Source organism: Rhodopirellula islandica (genome assembly GCF_001027925.1).
Taxonomy (GTDB): Bacteria; Planctomycetota; Planctomycetia; order Pirellulales; family Pirellulaceae; genus Rhodopirellula; species Rhodopirellula islandica.
On sequence record NZ_LECT01000044.1, the window covers coordinates 342,190 to 357,354 of the forward strand.

Genomic DNA, 15,165 nt, shown 5'->3' on the forward strand with positions numbered 1-15,165 from the left:
CACTTGGTTGGGGACCGATGTGATCGCGAATTTTCGGACTCAACCTTTGTTCTGCAAGACGTAAACCACGTCTTCGCTCGACGCGTCGACCGCGATGGGTTCGTCCAGGTCATAGGCGAAGTCATAGGTCGCCAAGCATTCCCATTGACCGTCCGCTGCGATCAGTCGGTTCATTTGTGCGGGCGTGTAACTCCGCAAGTGAAGCTCATCGTTGATCCGAAAACTCCGGCTCGGCGTGTGAACGTCAAAGCGAATTCCAAAACGCTCCATCCGCTTCTTCTTGTTCCGATCGATCGTCCACATGTGGGTGTTGATCGCCAAGTTGCCACGACGAGCCGACCAGGATTCTGTTTCGCTGGGGGGGACGGTGGTCGGGGTCAGGTGAACGCCGAGTAAGTAGATCCCGCCACTGCGAACCATGGACGCCATGCTTTGCAGGTGCCCACGAGCGGCGGCTTCGGTGTTGACGTGTCGGAAACTGTTGATGGTGTTGAATGCGACGCAGGCGGGCCCTTGTTCCTTGGACGTTTTCGCCTTCCCCAACGCAGCCCGAAAGTCGGCCGGTGAAAAGTCGCACATGTCAGCGACGATCGCGGTGGGTTTGAACCCGCCGCGTTCCAATCGTTGGTTGCAGAACTGGACGGCTTTTTCGTTCAGATCCAATCCGCAGGTCGCATGGCCTTTGCGACAGAGCGAAGCCATCAGCCGCCCCGTTCCGCAGGCGGGCTCGAAGAACAGCTTGGGTTTGCGAGTCAGGAACGTGTCGGCGCATTCCAAGATGAACTGCGTCTCAGCGGCAATGTCGGCTCCAAAGACCAAGTCGTAGTACTTGGGATGGTCGTAGATGGATTCTTCGAGCACTTCCATGGATTCAGTTTCTTTCATTTCTAACCAGGTCGGCAGGAGTCTCTCGGCATTTGGGCTGTTTCGGTAAGCGTTGTTGCTCCCACGTACAACCGGGGCTAACGCCCAAACGGCTCACATGATTGTGCTCGATCATTCCTGCCAACCTGCTTACCGAACAGATTCCAAACCCAGCCCGCGTCGCAGCATTCCGATCTGGCCGGCGTGCAAGCCTTCGTGAATTGGGCAGAAGAGGACCGCCCCCAGTTTGCAGGGATACACCGCGTAGGGCATGTCGATCTCAACCAGCAACTCGGTGGGATCCAGTGAGTCCAACTCCGCCATCGCCAATTCGTACACCCGATTCAGTTTGTCCAGCAACTCTTGCGCGGACGGTTGTCCGTCGGTCGTCGCAGATGGTTTGCTGCCCCGAGCAAAGGTTTTGCGAAAGCGACCCGGGATCAGTTCCAAGTCATCGGGGTGGCGACCCCGCATTCGAAACATCAGCAACCCGTATTGGCTGACGGCCAAGTGGCCGACTTGCCAAGCGACATGGGACACGCCGCCCGGCGGGATCTCGAACCAGCGATCCATCGGCGTCGCTTGCAGGAGTTCCAGGAGGTACTGCCGTGAGAACTCGATTTGGCCGCGTGCGGCCTCGAACATCCGAATCGCGTCGGACAATTCCGGCAACGGTTTGGGAACGGAAGAAGGGGGTGTCTGGCTCATCGAAGAACTTTAGCCCGGCCGTGCGGGTCTGTCACCCAGAGTTCCCTTGTGGTGCGCGGGCTCGGACTTTCACGCCCGCCTGAGCGGATCCGTGTCAGTGAATTGAGCAACTGCCGGTGTCACAGGACTTGCCCGCCAATCGATACCGGCGTTTGGCCAACTCGTGATACAGCCGTCGCCATAGCTTGGCGGTGCCCGGCAGATGCAGCACCGGAGCGGCCAACCAGAGCATCGGCAGTCGCCGCGAAAGATAACGAACGGCGTCAGCACCGCCGTGACGCTGATCGTGTTGATCGATCACGTACATCTGATCCATCAGCTGTTCTTGAGTCAGATCGGGGTAGCGCTGTTGGACCCGTTCGTCATGCAGCGACAAAAAAGCCAGTCGATTGCCGCCCCAATCCAGCCTCCGAAGGCTTCGCACCCCCGCTTTGCAAAAGTTGCATTGGCCGTCGTAGATCACCACATCGCACGCGGGGCACTGGTCCGGATCCGGCAAATCGCTGGATCGGTCCGGGGCGTGCGAAGCGTCGACTGGGGGCTGGGAGGCCATTTTCGCGTCGGTGGTCGTGGAGGGTGCTGACATCATCAGAAGTGTACGTCATGGGGGAACCTCTGGCCCCAGGATTTTGGGACGAGAGTCGAATCAGGATTCCGATCTGGCGAGCCGTTTTCGAGGGAGGACCAGATTCCGCCCGCGAGAATCAGATTCCGCATGCGGGAAAAGCGTCCGCCGCGCTATAATGATAAGAACAAGACCGCACCCGTCCCGAGTTCACAACTGCGGGCCACCCACGGAGCTTTCCATGACCAGCGTTGTCCCATCGCAGGATCCGCACGACGAGTTGACCCAGTGGTCACCCGACGAAGCCAAGACCCTGGTCGAATCGAAGGTCCGCGCGGCTCGCCGACGAATGATGTTCGGCCAATTCGGCCGCACCTTCGCGGTGACGTGGTTCGTTGGCTTGATCGTGGCGACGATCGCTGTTGCCGCCATGGCAATCACGCCGTTGCCGTTGGATCGATTGGGTTTGGATGCGTCCGAGGTGACGGTTCAGACATGGGCGATGGGCTGGACCGCCGCCGTCACCGTGATCTCCATCTTGGTGTCCGCCATCGTGATGTGGGTCTCCGCCCCCTCGGTCATGCGCGTGGCAGCCGAAGTCGATTCGCGATACGGACTGAAAGAACGCTTGAGCAGCGCGCTCTCATCGAGCGCCGCGACCGATGCCAACTCCGCCGCCGGAAACGCGTTGCGTCAGGACGCCGCCCGGCGAGCAAGCAAACTCGACGTGGCGCAGAAGTTTTCTCTGTCGCCTCAGCGTGTCTCTTGGTTGCCGCTTGCGATCCTTCCTATTTTGGCCGTCATGGTCTTCGCCATCCAGCCAGCGACTGAATCCACTTCCGAGCTGAACAATGCGGTCAACGCGAGCGAAGTTCGACAAGTCAAAGTTGCTGCCGCGGAATTGAAGAAGCGTCTGGCTCAACAAAAACGCGAAGCGGATGCGAAAGGTTTGCTCGAAGCCCGTGAGCTGTTTGAGAAAATGGAATCACAGCTCGACAAGATCACCGACAGCAAGACACTCAACCGCAAAGATGCGTTGTTGGAACTCAATGACATCAAAGAACAGATCCAAGCTCGCAAAGATCGACTCGGGTCACCGGAAGAAATCCGCAAAACGCTTGCTCAGATGAAAGGGCTCGAAGGTGGTCCCGCTGAAAAGGTGTTGTCTCAAATTCAAAAGGGTGACTTCGGAAAAGCCGCCGAAGAAATCAAGAAGCTGGCCAATCAAGTGAAAGACGGCAAGCTGACGGAGCAGCAAAAAGAAAAACTGAACGATCAGATCAAAAAGATGGCCGAGCAGATGAAGCAGGCCGCGAAAGATCACGAGCAAAAGAAACAGCAGCTGCAAGAAAAAATTCAGCAAGCCAAACGCGAAGGCCGCAACGAAGACGCGGCGAAGTTGCAACAGAAACTCAACGAAGCGGAATCGGCCGATTCTCAGATGCAGCAAATGCAACAGATGGCGGATGCGATGCAGCAAGCCGCCGACGCAATGCAACAGGGCGACGATGCTGCGGCGGCTCAGGCGATGGAAGAAATGTCTGGGCAGCTGGGCGAAATGCAGCAAGCGATGTCAGAGTTGGAAGACCTCGAGTCGGCGCTGGGGGATCTGTCGCAGTCCAAGAACCAAATGAACTGCAAGCAGTGCAATGGGGATGGCTGCCAGGCTTGCCAAGGCGATGGATTCGGCGAAGGCGACCAACCAGGGATGGGAATGGGACGCGGCAAGGGCGAAGGTGACCGGCCTGAAGAAGAAACCGATATCAACACCTATGACACCCAGGTTCGCGGCAAGGTCAAACGCGGCCGAGCGATCATCGCTGGTTTCGCCGACGGCCCCAACCGCAAAGGCGTGACTCGCGAAGACATTCAATCCGCGATTGAATCGAATCTCAGCGAAGAGAGTGATCCGCTGGAGGATCAGGTGTTGCCACGCGACGAACGCGAACAGACCCGTGAATATTTTGACCGGTTGCGAGAGGGTTCATGAGCCGCGGGAACGTTTGGACGCTTGCCTTGGTCCTCGCCGGATGCATTTGGCGAGGCTTGTGGTTGTCCGCTGGAGTGGCCGATCGAACGTCGGTGGCCGATACGACGCGTGCTGAATTGCTGAATCAGGTGAACGACGCGTGGACGCAGAATAGGAACCTGCCCCGCTCAACCGATTGGAACGACGTTCAGGTGCTGGCTTTTTTCACGGACGCTACCGCCTCGCCTCGTCCTGTTGCTGGTTCATCCAAGTGGCAGTTGGAGTCGGTTCAGCGGTTTGATCCTGACGCAGCGGTGTGGATCGTTTCGGGGCCCGATGGCAAACCGGGCTGGGATGGTTGGGATGACAACCAAGATGGCACGGTTGATGACCTGGGCGAACTTGGTGCCGCGTGGAGCGACGACCATTGCTTGACGCCCTTGGATCCCGACTTTGAACAACTCGATCCGTCGAATGCTCGAATCATCAATCGCGGCACGTTTGTTCTCTCCGATAAGCAAACGTTCATGGCGGAACGATCGGGAAGCCTGACCGATGCTTCGAATCTCTCGAAGCAACCTCGATGGCGATGGACGTTTTCAGATCAGGCAGCTTCCGTCGCTCGTTGAGCGGTCCAGCGTTGCCGTTGTTGATTGAACTGGCGAAGGTCTCGGCTGCCGATTCGCTGGCATTGGCAGTGTGCTCCCCAGGCCAAAACCAAGTGCGTCCAAAACGCGAGTTGTCGGTAGTTTCCTGCGGCCCATTCGGCGATCAGTTGAGCTGCTCTCTCTGAGAGCCGGGATTGGAACTGACCCGCATGAGTGAGGGCAGCCAAAACACAACCGGCGAGCGACTGGGTTGAGACATCCATTGAGTGACTGACGCCGGAGGATTTTGCCTGCCCCATCACCAGCAACGTCATGGGGCTTTGTCTTGGATCCAGTTTCAGAGATTGCTGGTACCACTGGAGGGTCGATGAGGGAGGTGATCCATCCACGATGCACAACGTGTGAATGCCGTGGGATTGGTTCGCTCGAGCGACTGACCACCATCGCTGGCAAAGGTCGCGATCGAAGTCCGCGGCATCCGTGCCCATGACATCCAACGGCAAGTCATCCAAACCGTGAGTCGCCATCCACTGCCGCGCCCAAGTGGTCGCCCCCGCACCCGGACGGGCATGCAAATTCGCGATTCCGACATGGTTTCGCAGAACGGTTTCCAACCAGATGCGAGCTTGCGAGTGTTCCGGGGTCGCAAACAGGAACTCCCCAGGTTCTGACGGGAACGACATCCCGGGGGAATTCGCGAATGGTTGACGGAACAATCCCCAGTGGCTTTGATCGGCCTGGCTGAGCAACGGGATCGGCATCGACGGCGGTCTCTCGGGGGAAGAATCGGCTGTCCCGGTGGGAGGGTGCATGTGCCAAGCTGCCGTCGCAGCGTGTTGATGCACGCATCGCTCTTCGGATTCGTGTGCCACCGGGGTTTGCTATTCAGTCAGATCGACTGCCCCGCTCGCCGAGCACTTTCTGTTTCGGTTACCTTGCATCGATCGCTGCAACCGGCACGATTGCACCTTTTCAGTCTCTTGTCACTTTTCGATTTTGGTTTGAACCGACACCCATGACTCGACGCTACTACGTACCCGATTTGCGAACCCAGGCACCCGTGGTGCAATTGCCTGATGAAGAAGCGTCTCATGCGGCGAGGGTCATGCGAGTTCAACCTGGTGACCGAATCGAGTTGTTCGATGGAACCGGCCATCAGTCCGGTGCAGAAGTTGTCTCGGTCAGTAAGCGGGAGTGCGTGGTCCGATGCGATGCGATTGAGACAGTGAATCGGGAACCCCTTGTCGCGGTGGACTTGGCGATTGGTTTTCCAAAACCAGATCGCGCCAAAGAGATGGTGGAACGTCTGGCGGAACTGGGGGTCGCCCGCGTGTTCCCGGTGGTGTTTGAGCGGACGCAGCGACCTCCAGCCGACAATTTGCTCAGCAAACTTCGGCGGATCGTGATCGAGGCGTGCAAGCAATCTGGACGCAACGCCTTGATGGAGATTGAGTCGCCCATTGAATTTGAATCGTTGGCGAAAAGAATCTCGGGGGGCCAAGCGAGCCGTGAAACGGAGCCCACCGGGCAGTCTCCCGTGGTCTCTTGGCAGCGTGTCTTGGTTGCGATGCCAAATTCTCCGCCGCTGATCGCAATGGAGGATTCATGGCAAGCGTTGAAAGCTTCCGAGGCCGACCAATCCAATTTCGATGGACGACCGAGGACCTTGGTGTTGATTGGTCCCGAGGGAGGGGTGTCCGAGGCGGAACAGCAACGGTGCAACGAGTTGGGTGTCGAATCGGTTGGCTTGGGAAGCCGAATATTGCGGATTGAGACGGCTGCATCGGTTGTGGCGGCGCGTCTGGTGGTCGATTGAGAGTTCTGTACACCATCGAGGCCGACATCGGTTCGGTTTCAAATTGCAAGCTAGGTTTGCATGGCCGACGGATCCATCCCAATGGGGAGGGTCGTTTGGTACCACTGCGAACAACTCCAATTGCTTGCTCCACGCATGAATGCTCTGCTCACCGACACTCACAATTTCGAATCCGCCGCGCTTGGCGGTTTGTTGACGGACGATACGTTTTGGCCGGCCGAACCCCGTTCGCTCAATGAACTCGGGTTGTCGGTCAGCTTCATCGAAGCGTTGACGATCAAATCCATCCATCAGATTGGCACCATCAGCGGCCGCAACGTGGCGACGATGATGGGATTGCCGTTCCGGTTGGTGGAGCCAATTGTGGATGCACTGCGAACCCGAAAGTTTGTGGCGCACGTGCGACCGGCTGCGTTCAACGACTACTACTATTCATTGACCGAGTTGGGACAGAAGCGAGCGCAGACTCACCTGCAGCAATGCAGTTACATCGGGCCTGCTCCCGTGCCTTTGGCGGACTACACACTCAGTGTGGAAGCTCAAGCGGCCGGTGTGGATCCGATTGAGCGAGATGATTTGCAAGCTTCGCTTTCGAAGATCTCTTATCAAGACGAACTGCTCGATCAGATTGGCCCCGCCATCAACAGCAACACCGGGATGTTCCTTTTTGGTCCTCCCGGCAATGGGAAAACGACCATCGCCCGCAGTTTGACGCAGTGCTTGGGACAAGAAATCTGGATCCCGCATGCAATTTTGGACGACGGGAATCTGATCAAAGTCAAGGACGATGCCTATCACAAAGAGGCACCCGTGCCAGAAGGCGACGGTCAATTGTTGAAGTCTCAAGAGTGGGACAAGCGGTGGGTGCGGATTCAACGGCCCAGCGTTGTGGTGGGAGGCGAGTTGGTGATGGAGAACCTGGAAGTCCGCCACGATCACCGCTCCAACATTTGCGAAGCTCCGCTTCAAATGAAGAGCAACTGTGGTTGCTTGTTGATTGATGACTTCGGGCGTCAACGCATCGCGCCGGAAGAATTGCTCAATCGCTGGATCGTGCCGTTGGAGAATCGTTGCGATTACTTGACGTTGCCGACCGGCAAGAAAATTCAAATTCCGTTCGAGCAGCTCATCTTGTTTTCAACCAACCTGAATCCAGATGATCTGGTCGACGAAGCATTCCTTCGTCGTGTGCCGTACAAAATTTTTGTGAACGATCCATCCCCAGAAGAGTTTCGTTCGCTGATGAAAACCGTTGCTTCTCAGATGGGGTTTCCAGAAACCCCGGAAGCGGCCAATCATCTCTTGGCTTACTACCAACAGAACGATCGCCCGCCACGTCGCTGCCATCCACGAGATTTGCTGACACAGGTTGCCAATTTTTGCAGGTATCGTCGATTGCCTTTGACGTTGCGACCTGAGTACCTGGATCAAGCCTGCCGTAGTTACTTCAGTGCTCTTTGATTCTTTCCCGACGGATTGAAAAACGAGGTGGTGATCCGCTTCGCCGACAACTCAAATCATTCTCTTCCAAGTCTTTTCACTGTTGTTCAGTGTCGCCCGATGACCGTCAAAACAACCCACACGATCGCACCAGGTTACGAGCCCATCTCCGGTTACAGGCTGGAAAAGAAGATTGGCGAAGGCGGCTTTGGTGAGGTGTGGCGCGCCAATGCGCCAGGCGGGCTCAAGAAGGCGGTTAAATTTGTCTTTGGTGCCAAAGATGCCAAGCGTGGTTCCCGCGAATTGAAGTCGTTGGAACGGATCAAAGGGGTCCACCACCCGTTCTTGTTGACGCTCGAGCGGTTCGGCATTGTGAATGACCGGTTGGTCATCGTGACGGAGTTGGCCGACGGATCACTCGAAGATGTTCTCAAACGACACCAAGACCGTGGGTCGTGTGGAATCCCTCGCGCGGCATTGCTTTCGTACTTGCATGACGCGGCGGATGCACTGGACTATCTGCATGGCAGCTACCAATTGCAGCATCTCGACGTGAAGCCAGGCAACTTGTTGCTTGTCGGTGGGCACGTGAAAGTGGGTGACTTTGGGTTGCTGAAAGATTTACGCGAGATCGATCATTCGGTGATCGGCGGTCTGACACCAATCTACGCGCCGCCCGAATTGTTTGATGGCCGGCCCAGCATCAACAGCGACCAGTACTCCTTGGCGGTGATGTACCAAGAGTTGCTGACGGGAACGCGGCCGTTTGCTGGGCGCACGATCGCTCAGTTGGCGACACAACACATTCATGCTGCGCCTGTGCTGGACTCGTTGCCAGCGGCGGACCGTGTGGCCGTGGCTCGCGCCCTTGAAAAAGATCCTGAACGGCGTTTTGAATCTTGCAAGGATTTTGTCGAGGCTCTCCGCACCCCGCGTGGACGCGAAGGGACAGTGGTTCAGACAACGACCAAGGCTAGCGTTCTCACCCGGCAAGAAGCGGTGGAAGATCTGCCAAGTTTGCAATCCAGGTGTGCAATCTTTCATGGACGTGTCACCGGTCACGCCTTGGTGGTCGCCGTCGGCGGTGCCGGGGCCGAATGCCTGCACGAACTGCGGAGTCGCGTCGCGACGCTGCACAGTGCATGCCCGCTGGATTTGCATTCGGTGTTGATTGACACCGACATGAACGCCATTCATGCCGCCCGTCTGGCGGAGGCATCCGATCGCATCCCTCCCGCAACCATTCTGCACACGCCGCTGAAGTCTGCTCAGCAATACCGAGAAGGTCGAACCGATCATTTTCGTTCGTTGTCCCGACGTTGGATCTACAACGTGCCGCGCAGCGGCGCGACCGAAGGCATGCGTCCTCTGGGGCGCTTGGCGATGGTTGACCATGCGAAAAGCATTGACACGGGACTTCGCGAATCAATTGATCACTTGGCGGCCGTCTGTGGTGACCGCGTGCCTTCCGTTTACATCGTGGGTTCTCTTTCGGGAGGAACCGCCAGCGGCATGGTGATGGATCTGGCGCCACGAATTCGAACGTTGTTGGATGAAGCGGGGCTGGAAAGTGCTTCGGTTTTGCCGTTGCTTTCGACGGTGTCGTTGCAGGGCAATCCGCATCAACCGCTGACGTTGCATGATTCGCATGCAGCGGTGTCTGAAATCGGGCACTACATGTTGCCGGAGAACAGTTATCCCGGCGATTCGGGGATTCAGTGGCAAGGTGTGCCGGCATCACGAAACCCGCTTCGCAACGCGTATGTGGTGGTGGATGGAGATCATGCTCTGCCTGATTCTTGTTCCGCAGCGGCAACCATCGTGGATTACCTGTGGGTGGATGCCACCGGCGCTGGGGACTTGCTGGCGGAAGCTCGCCGCAGTGACCAAGCCGACGCGGGGATGCTCGCCAAGCCAATGTTGCGTTCGGTTGGTGTGTCGCGTCTGAAATGCGTTCGGGCTTTGGAAGAAAACCTGTTGGCTCCCACCACGGCAAGGCATTTGTTGCTTCGTTGGTTGGGGAATCCGAATGAATCACGGCAGATCGCCGGGCTGACCGCCGAGCGTCTACGCAAACGATGTGGCCTGGATGTCGCTTCTTACCTGGACGAAGCGAAGTCGCCTTTTGGTCAAGACAGCGATGCGATCACCCGCCACCTTTCCGATTTGATTTCACGCATTCCTGTGCCGGAATTGTTGGAAGGAACCAAGATCACACGGTTGTTGAAAGAGACGCTGAGTGAATGCGACGTTCTGCATCGACTGGATCGTCGGGCTGCAACTCAAATGGTGATGCTGCGCCGCGAAATTTCGGTGCGGATGCACGATGGGCGAATTGATGTCACCTCCAGTGTGCAAGCCACCGAAGGGCTGATGAAGTGGTGCAACGACGCGGTGCAAGAGTTGGGACAATTCCGTTTGGATCTGCGACGTCAACAAGACGAAGAACGCAAAAAGGGAGCCTCCCAGCAAAATCTGGAAATGGAGATCGAGTCGGTCGAGAAGTTGGCGATGATGGAACTGGATGTGATCGCATCGGAACTAGCTGCGGAGCAACTGAAGGCATTCACAGAGCGTGTGAAGACCTTGCATGAAACGCTGACCAAAATGGCGATTCGAATTGCACAAGCGATCCGTTGTGTTCCCGGTGACAATCGGGACACAGAAAACCCTTGGGAAGAGATGCCGCAAGAAATCCAAATGCGTTTCAATCCTGTGCTGGAGGATTTGCATTCGCAGACCGCGTCCACTTGGTTGCTTGGCCCGTTGCGGGACTCCAAGGTCGAATGGGACGAGCAAGCGATGGCGGCCGATTTGGTTGCCAAGTGTTTGCCGGTGATCGAAAATGTGATCGACTCGCATCGACATTCTTCCGAAAATCTCACCGACACATCGACTTCAGCGGCAGCGGCGTTGACTCATGAATCAGAAATGACCAACACGCAAACCATTCCCGTCTCACGAGACACCAACACGGCGCAACTCGTCAAAACAGGCATTTGTGAAACGCAGACGTTTGAACGCAAGCCGGGGGGCAATTCCTTGTGGACCGAGCAGACAACGATTGAGTCCGCTTTGCAAGTTGCCTCTCCGCCGTTGTTGCACTGTGGCGGCCGCCAGCGTTTGTTGCTGTTGGTCGGAAGCGAATCGGAGCGAGAACGGTTGGAACCCAAGGTGTCAGCTGCTCACACGGGATCTTTGACGACGGTGGTGATTCCTGGCGTCACGCCAATTCTGGTTCACGAAGCGCAGCAGATTCCGATTGACAATGTCTTGGAACAGTTGGATTTGGTTTCCGGAGGCAACACGCAGGTCAGCAAACGCTTGCACGCTCGAACGGATGTGGACTGGAAGGACTGAGTCGCTTCGAGACACTCCCTTCTTGATTGGCGTTTACGAAACGTCGCTTTTCGAAGGCAGCAGCTCCCACAATCTTCGGTCTGCCAGTGAGTCGGCGACCAGGTGGACATCCTCGAACGCATGCAATTGAGTGTGCTCGTTCGGAACGGCCACCGTGACCGCGCCGGCTGAGACTGCCGCCTTGGCACCGTTGCCACTGTCTTCCAAAACCAGCATTTGAGATGGCGACACACCAAGTCGATCAGCGGCTTTCAAGTACATCTCTGGATTGGGTTTGCCGTGCGTGACGTCGTCACCCGTCAAGACGAATGCCAGGTCGTTGGCCCACTGCGTGGTGGGCAAAATTTGGTCCACAAACTTGCGTCGACTGCTGGTCGCCAAACCAAAGGGCAAACCGCTGTTTTTCAAACGCCCGATCCATTCTTCCAGACCTGGCATCGGTCGAAGTTCACCAAGCAATAGCTCACCGTAAACAACGTCGGATTCAGCTAGCAATGACACTGGATCGTCATCCAGCCGATGGTGCTCAATCATTTGGCCGATCGCTGACAACCCGATCCGACCCATCATCTTTTGTTGCAATTCCAATGTGAACGTGTGCCCACGACGTTGCAACAACACTTGCCCCACTTGGAAGTAAATTCGTTCGGTGTCGAACAACAGCCCGTCCATGTCCAAGGCGACGCCGAGAAGGTGCATGTTCATTCTTGAGTTTCAGGGTGAGATTGGAATCAAGGGGAGGTTGTCCGCCGGTCGACGGCAACGATAACGGCGGGCAACAGCATGAGATTGGTCGCAGCAGAAGCGGCCAAGGTGGCGGCAATCAACATGCCAAAGGTCGCGGTGGGAATGAAAGGGCTGGTCATCAAAATCCCGAAGCCAACCACCAATGCCAATGTCGCCAGCAAGATTGGAGTCGCCACATCCGTCGCCGCCTCCGTGGCTGCGGTCGAGGGATCCAGCCCCGCCACTCGGCCGCGTTGGTAGCCGGCCAGAAAGTGAATGGAACCATCGATCGACAACCCGATGGAGACCGCACCAATCATGGCGGATCCCAAATCCAAGCCACCTCCCACCAATCCCATCAGAGCCAGGACGAACATGACCGGCAGCGTGTTGGTCAACAACGCAACGATTGCATATCGCACGCTTCCTGTCGCGATTCCGATCAGCAACCCCACCAACGTCAAGGCGATCGCCAGTGCGTTCCACTGATCACGCAGCAGGCTGCTGACCAGTTGCGACATCAACACCGAGTAGCCCGTCACGAGTGAACGCTCGTCAAAGCCCTGAGCCGCCTGGGAGACCCGCTCTATCAGTTTGCGTTTGACTTCACCGGGCAGACCTTCTTCGCTGCGCAGCATGATCCGCAATTGACGTTGGCTGCCTTCCTGGGGCGGATCAAACGTCAGCAACGCGTCCGCGAAGGTTGGGATGGCGGTTCGCATTCCAGCCAGCCGGACCTCCGGCGTGACGAGCGACAACAACGGACTCATTGCCGCAACCTCATCGGCATCCGCGAGCGACAAGACTTTGGTCAGGCCATGAGTTTGCCCCGTGACTGAATCGACCACTTCCAATTCACGCAGCTCAGTTTCGAATTCCCGAACACGATTTGCGTACTCGGGGGTGATGGTGTCGGGAGCTGGCAGGACGACGTCCCACACGCCCGCCCCACCCAGTTGTTGTTCCACCCTCTCGTACGCCTGAACGATGCGACTGCTGTCACGAAAGTTGCTCAAAAAACTGGTTTCGGTTTTGAGTCGCGTTACCATGATGGTGCACAAGATCAAGGCGATGACAGAGGCCATCGACAAAAGCTTTCGATGACGCAAACTGGTCGAGACCAGGTGAACGAGGAATCGTTTTGATGGCGAGCGTCGATCATCCAGAGGCGTCTCATGTGACTGCTCGCGCTTCCCAGAAGGCAGGCTCATCAAAGCAGGGGTGAACCAGATCAAGGCGGCGACAATGGCTACGGCGGCCACGGCGGTCATCGCGCCAAACTGCTGCACCGGCCGAACGTCCGATTTCAGCAGCGATGCGAAACCAGCCGCGTCGGTGAGACACGTCCACAGGATCGGAATGGCCAAGAAGGCAATGACTCGAACGGTCGATTCGCTTGAATTGGATGACACGTTCTCGCCCGCGCTGTCGCGAGACCGGACACCAAGGTGCATCACCGCGGCCACCACAATGACCGCAATGATTGCGATCAAGATGGTCGAAACCAATGACATTTCCATCCCCAAAGCAACGATCGAGGCTCGGGTGCAGACCGTCGCCCAGGCGATCGCCATCGCGGCCAACAAAACGACTCGGTAGTCTCGCAGGGTCAGTAGCATGACCAGGCTGAGCAAACCGATTGTCCCCAGTGCCAGTCGGTTGCCATCCGCTTGAATCATGTCAAAGGCATCATCGAGCAACACCGGTTCGCCGACTAGAACCGGAGCCCGCTGGGAAGGGATTTGGTCGGCCAGCCGCTGCAAGTCCTTGATGGCTGACTCGGTGTGGCCCGGTTGAAGCATCGCGACGATGGCAGCGGTCTGCTCATCTCGGCCGTGCGTGTATCCCGCGAAAAGTTCTCGAAATGAATTCGCGACGGGGTCGTCTTCCGCGAGCATCTTCGACGGTGCTGGAGTGGCCTCCGGATTCGATGGGATGGATCCGCCCAGGAGTGAGAACTGGGGGCGGATGTAAGCAAATGCCTGGACCAATTTCGCGACGGAAAGAACCCCCCGTACGCCCTCGATCGATTCGGCCGACTGGGTCCATTTTTGGTTGCGTGCGACCCCCTCCGGTGTCATCAGCTCCGTGTCATCGTAGACCAGCATGACGACCAAATTGCCGCCGAAGGTTTGTTGCAGATGTTGGTACTGGTTCAGAGTGGGATCGGACGGCGAGAACATCGCGGCCAGAGAGCGATCCATGCCCAGGTCGGTCTGGTAAATCGCCAGCGGGATCGCCGACAGGCACCCCATGCAGAACAGCCACCAACGCCCCACCCACAAGAATCGGGCGAGTCCGTGACGCGGGGCAGCGATCAACGAAGTTCTCACGAGGCAGCCGGCTTCGCACCTTCGCTAGGGGCCGCAATGTCATCGTCGGGAGAGGCGGTGCCAGCAGGTTCGTTGTGCGGCGAAGGTGGGAAGAAAAAAGATTGAATCAACAACATGATTGCTCCGGTGACCAACAGGGAATCCGCAATGTTGAAGTTGGGCCATTTCCATTGCTCCGACGCTTGCCAGAGAATCCAATCGCGAACGCCGCTTTGCCACTGATCGGGCAGTCCGGGTTCCCACCAGAATCCTAGGCGGTCGTAAAGGTTGCCGATGATCCCCCCGGTGATGCATCCCAAAGCGAATGTCAACCAACTCGATCGGGCTGCCTGGAAGAAGAACAGCCAGGCGACGATCGCCACGGCGGCGATCACTGAGATGGCTGCGAACATCAATCCCTGGCCGGCTCCCAAGCCGAAGACCGCGCCAATGTTCACAGCGGTTTCGATTCCAAAGTAGCCTTCGATGATCCAGTGAACATCTTGGGTTCCGGGCAGGCCGCGCCAGCGGAAGATGACTTCTTTGCTCCACAGGTCCAGTGCCCCTCCGGCGACGGCCAGCCCGAAGAACAGTGCGTAGCGGCTGGCGGGGAAGGCCGCTGTTTGGGCAGCGGTGTTCGACGAATCGGATTCGTATCCGGAAAGATTCTCTTTGGCTGAATTCATTCGGGCGGGCCAAATGGAGGAACGCCAGGCTCGGTCGCCTGTTCGTGGTGCTTCAATCAGCCAGCACCGTAGATTGCTGCGGCAGAAATTCCCAGATGACTATTCGAGAAG

12 protein-coding genes are annotated in these 15,165 nt (G+C 57.2%); 5 read left to right on the top strand and 7 right to left on the bottom strand.

What is annotated here, in order from left to right:
* Positions 1 to 39 precede the first annotated feature (39 nt).
* The 3 genes from RISK_RS22575 to RISK_RS22585 all read right to left on the bottom strand — a co-directional run bounded on the left by RISK_RS22575 (position 40) and on the right by RISK_RS22585 (position 2,158).
* Positions 40 to 867, bottom strand: coding sequence for a class I SAM-dependent methyltransferase (locus RISK_RS22575; RefSeq protein ID WP_047816540.1), 828 nt, complete (start codon positions 865 to 867; stop codon positions 40 to 42).
* A 147-nt stretch (positions 868 to 1,014) separates the two neighbouring features.
* Entirely contained in the window at positions 1,015 to 1,572 is a 558-nt protein-coding gene (locus RISK_RS22580; protein ID WP_047816541.1) for a DinB family protein, read from the bottom strand.
* Between the two features lie 94 nt (positions 1,573 to 1,666).
* Complete coding sequence (locus RISK_RS22585; protein ID WP_047816728.1) at positions 1,667 to 2,158, bottom strand: thiol-disulfide oxidoreductase DCC family protein; 492 nt, start codon at positions 2,156 to 2,158, stop codon at positions 1,667 to 1,669.
* Between the two features lie 220 nt (positions 2,159 to 2,378).
* Between RISK_RS22585 and RISK_RS22590 the strand changes: the two genes are divergently transcribed.
* Together RISK_RS22590 and RISK_RS22595 are read left to right on the top strand one after the other, a co-directional pair.
* Positions 2,379 to 4,127 (top strand): membrane protein, encoded by a 1,749-nt coding sequence (locus RISK_RS22590; RefSeq protein WP_047816542.1) that lies wholly within the window; start codon positions 2,379 to 2,381, stop codon positions 4,125 to 4,127.
* A complete protein-coding gene (locus RISK_RS22595; RefSeq protein ID WP_047816543.1) occupies positions 4,124 to 4,735 on the top strand; it encodes a hypothetical protein in 612 nt (203 codons plus the stop codon). Before RISK_RS22590 ends, RISK_RS22595 begins: the two co-directional genes overlap by 4 nt.
* Here RISK_RS22595 and RISK_RS22600 read toward each other — a convergent pair.
* A complete protein-coding gene (locus RISK_RS22600; protein WP_236696588.1) occupies positions 4,711 to 5,586 on the bottom strand; it encodes a hypothetical protein in 876 nt (291 codons plus the stop codon). The two genes, RISK_RS22595 and RISK_RS22600, sit on opposite strands and share 25 nt — an antisense overlap.
* Positions 5,587 to 5,729: 143 nt before the next feature.
* On the opposite strand from RISK_RS22600, the gene RISK_RS22605 reads away from it, so the two are divergent.
* The 3 genes from RISK_RS22605 to RISK_RS22615 all read left to right on the top strand — a co-directional run bounded on the left by RISK_RS22605 (position 5,730) and on the right by RISK_RS22615 (position 11,330).
* Positions 5,730 to 6,530: a 16S rRNA (uracil(1498)-N(3))-methyltransferase gene (locus RISK_RS22605; protein ID WP_047816545.1), complete on the top strand. Its 801-nt coding sequence runs from the start codon at positions 5,730 to 5,732 to the stop codon at positions 6,528 to 6,530.
* A gap of 135 nt (positions 6,531 to 6,665) precedes the next feature.
* Entirely contained in the window at positions 6,666 to 7,991 is a 1,326-nt protein-coding gene (locus RISK_RS22610) for an AAA family ATPase (RefSeq protein ID WP_390173959.1), read from the top strand.
* Positions 7,992 to 8,090: 99 nt separating this feature from the next.
* Positions 8,091 to 11,330 (top strand): serine/threonine protein kinase, encoded by a 3,240-nt coding sequence (locus RISK_RS22615; RefSeq protein ID WP_047816547.1) that lies wholly within the window; start codon positions 8,091 to 8,093, stop codon positions 11,328 to 11,330.
* A gap of 33 nt (positions 11,331 to 11,363) precedes the next feature.
* On the opposite strand, the gene RISK_RS22620 is transcribed toward RISK_RS22615, so the two are convergent.
* From RISK_RS22620 to RISK_RS22630, 3 genes are read right to left on the bottom strand one after another with little or no spacing between them, the layout of a single operon-like run.
* Entirely contained in the window at positions 11,364 to 12,029 is a 666-nt protein-coding gene (locus RISK_RS22620) for an HAD family hydrolase (protein ID WP_047816729.1), read from the bottom strand.
* 32 nt (positions 12,030 to 12,061) lie between these two features.
* Positions 12,062 to 14,389, bottom strand: coding sequence for an efflux RND transporter permease subunit (locus RISK_RS22625; RefSeq protein WP_047816548.1), 2,328 nt, complete (start codon positions 14,387 to 14,389; stop codon positions 12,062 to 12,064).
* A complete protein-coding gene (locus RISK_RS22630) occupies positions 14,386 to 15,054 on the bottom strand; it encodes a signal peptidase II (protein ID WP_047816549.1) in 669 nt (222 codons plus the stop codon). The genes RISK_RS22625 and RISK_RS22630 overlap by 4 nt, the downstream gene beginning before the upstream one ends.
* Positions 15,055 to 15,165 lie beyond the last annotated feature (111 nt).